3 protein-coding genes and 1 pseudogene are annotated in these 2,411 nt (G+C 56.7%); 3 read left to right on the forward strand and 1 reads right to left on the reverse strand.

The genetic code is table 11. The features are described 5' to 3' along the window. The coding region (locus S1OALGB6SA_RS02375) for a hypothetical protein (RefSeq protein WP_148084005.1) at positions 1–251 on the reverse strand (251 nt) is incomplete at its 3' end. Between S1OALGB6SA_RS02375 and S1OALGB6SA_RS02380 the strand changes: the two genes are divergently transcribed. The 3 genes and pseudogenes from S1OALGB6SA_RS02380 to S1OALGB6SA_RS02390 form a co-directional block, all read left to right on the forward strand. Continuing rightward, positions 245–766, forward strand: coding sequence for a hypothetical protein (locus S1OALGB6SA_RS02380; RefSeq protein ID WP_124032430.1), 522 nt, complete (start codon positions 245–247; stop codon positions 764–766). The two genes, S1OALGB6SA_RS02375 and S1OALGB6SA_RS02380, sit on opposite strands and share 7 nt — an antisense overlap. Positions 767–871: 105 nt before the next feature. Continuing rightward, positions 872–1,084: a hypothetical protein gene (locus S1OALGB6SA_RS02385; RefSeq protein ID WP_124032431.1), complete on the forward strand. Its 213-nt coding sequence runs from the start codon at positions 872–874 to the stop codon at positions 1,082–1,084. 1,165 nt (positions 1,085–2,249) lie between these two features. Further along, a pseudogene (locus S1OALGB6SA_RS02390) lies at positions 2,250–2,390 on the forward strand (SBBP repeat-containing protein); the annotation flags it as partial. Between the last annotated feature and the right edge of the window lie 21 nt (positions 2,391–2,411).

Raw genomic sequence — 2,411 nt, forward strand, 5'->3', positions numbered from 1 at the left:
TTAAACTGCCTTTTATGTCTGTTCAATATCCGATTTGAGGCGTCGTCAAAGCTTCCGACTTTGCTGATATCCTTCCGGAAGTCATCGATGATGGCATCAATGGTATCCAGGACCGCCTGTCCAGGCTGGTGCGCAAGGCCATCGAGCAGGAGAAGATCAGCCTCGGCCGTGGCGCCGAGGTCTTGGGCATCTCCCTCCAAGACATGCGTGACTTGACTGCGTCCTGGGTCGGCTGAGGGGTTCGATGCCAAAGAAGCCCAAGGTCCTGCTCATGGACGCCAACGTGCTCATCGACTACCAGAAGTCGGACTTCTACGTCCTCGGACTGGTGAACAAGCACGTCGCCGAGGTCCACGTCCTGACAACCATCATCAAGGAAATCGACGGGGTGGAGGTCGTCGATTGCGAGCGCCTCGGCCTCAAGGCCATCGAGTCCGAGCTGCACCAGTTGACACGCGCCGCCAGCAAGCGCGGCCAGCTCTCCTTTCGCGACCACCTCTGCCTGATCGTGGCATCGGACGCGAGCTTCGTCTGCGTCACCAACGACAAGCCGTTGCGCAGCGCCTGCACAGTCGATGGCGTCAGCATCCTGTGGGGGCTGGAGATCATGACCGCCCTCGTGCGGGCGAACGCAATGCGCGCGACCGATGCCATCCAAACCGCCGAGAAGATCCACAACAGCAACCCGCTGCACATCGCCAGGAAGCTTGTCGACCGCTTCGCCAAGATCGTGAACGGCGTGGAGAAGAAACGAAGCGGAAAGTAGCAGCCGCCTCAGCTTCCACATCCAGGATTGCCTTGCCTTCCTCGCGCGACAGCGCCGGTGTGGTCACCGTGGCCCGCCCTTTTCCCCGGGCCGAGGAGGTGAACCATGACCCCATTGGAAGTACAAAAGAAACGGCAGCAGCAGCTCGCGGAGCTTCTACGAGTATCGGCTCCCGAGCCCTTGAGCCATCGGGAGGAGGCAATCCAGATCCTGTCCGACGGTCTGCTCGAGTTGATCATCCGGCGCGCTCGTCAACCGGAGAACCGGGTGAACCGCAGCAACCACTGGCTTTGGGCCCAGATGCGACACGAGGACTGACATTCACGACCGGCCCGCGCCGGGCTGGTCTGCCCGGACAGCCACCGCCAGAAGAAGCGATCACTTCTTTCCGCCCCGCCAAAATCAGCGTTCGCTGCACGTCGCCCGCAGCCGATCCGATCAGGACCCGCAATGAGTTAACCGAAGAGTGAGTCAACCGCCGAGAGCGCCGCCCTAGGGTCCAAGCGCGAAACGAAAATCCGGCATCCGCGTTCGTGTCGCGAACTGACATCAATTCGCAACACCAATCAATATCAACACTTACAAATCAGAGGCGGGTGCCCGCGATTCCGACTCGGCGGAGAGCGGGGTTGTATGAGCACTCACCCGGGGAGACATACCGGATGAGTCGATACACAGTTGAAGAGGCCCTGGCGAACGCGCCAGGGCTCCTTTATCCAAGACGCATCGAGAGCGGGTATAGCAGTTAACGGTTCTACGGATAAGCTTCGATTAAACTGATGAGCTTATCGGCTCTGGCAGCACTCTCATCAACCTTCCGGATCACCTTGTTCAATCCGGCTCTCCTCGCTGCGTCCAGATAATGAAATCCTTCTCAATATATAGATTGCCTGGTGTACCGTATGAGAATCCGTAAATCATGTTTCAAGAGAAACCCTCGGGCACGAATGAATCAATGAAGGCAGCCTGAGTTGTCGTTCCTGGCAGTCAGCGAAAGAGTCGCAATTTCATCCTTCGGTTCAAAACCACCGCACCTTACATCGGCCAACACCTGTTGAACTCTCTCTTTGGCATTCTGTCTGCATCCGCGAACCTTTCAACGAACACGGCCATTCCCACCTCGAGATTTCGTCTGCTGAAATTACGAAGAGACTTGTCAAATGCATCAAGCGAACAAACCCGTTATTCTTTCCTGCCGCTCAGGATAATTGCAGACGTTGAGAAGCAGTATTTGTGTCAGCCGCGAGTAAATTTCGGGAACAACTGACGCAGAATTCGACGAATCCAGAATACTGGAACCCGGGCGAAGCCTTTTCGCAGAGAAGCTCAATACACTCGCACAGTCGTTCAAGGGATACTCGGCATCCGGCTATTCGAAGCTATCCTCGTCATTTACTGTGTCCATGAGGTAAGCACACCATAGCCGGCACTGACGATGCGAGTTTTGCGGACACAGCACCGGTAGCACGGCACGGTTTGTGACACCCCCACCGGAGTGGCTGTGGATTCAGAGGGCAATATCTATGTGGCAGATGAAAGCAACCACCGCATCCGGAGGATAGAGTACAAGCTGCCCTGGGCTAGCGGCGCGATGGCTCCTCATGTTAAGTGCGGTACCTTTTAGAACTGCCCCTTGATGCGAAGG

The sequence above is a fragment of the Olavius algarvensis spirochete endosymbiont genome (genome assembly GCA_900608495.1).
GTDB lineage: Bacteria > Spirochaetota > Spirochaetia > DSM-2461 > DSM-2461 > UBA2779.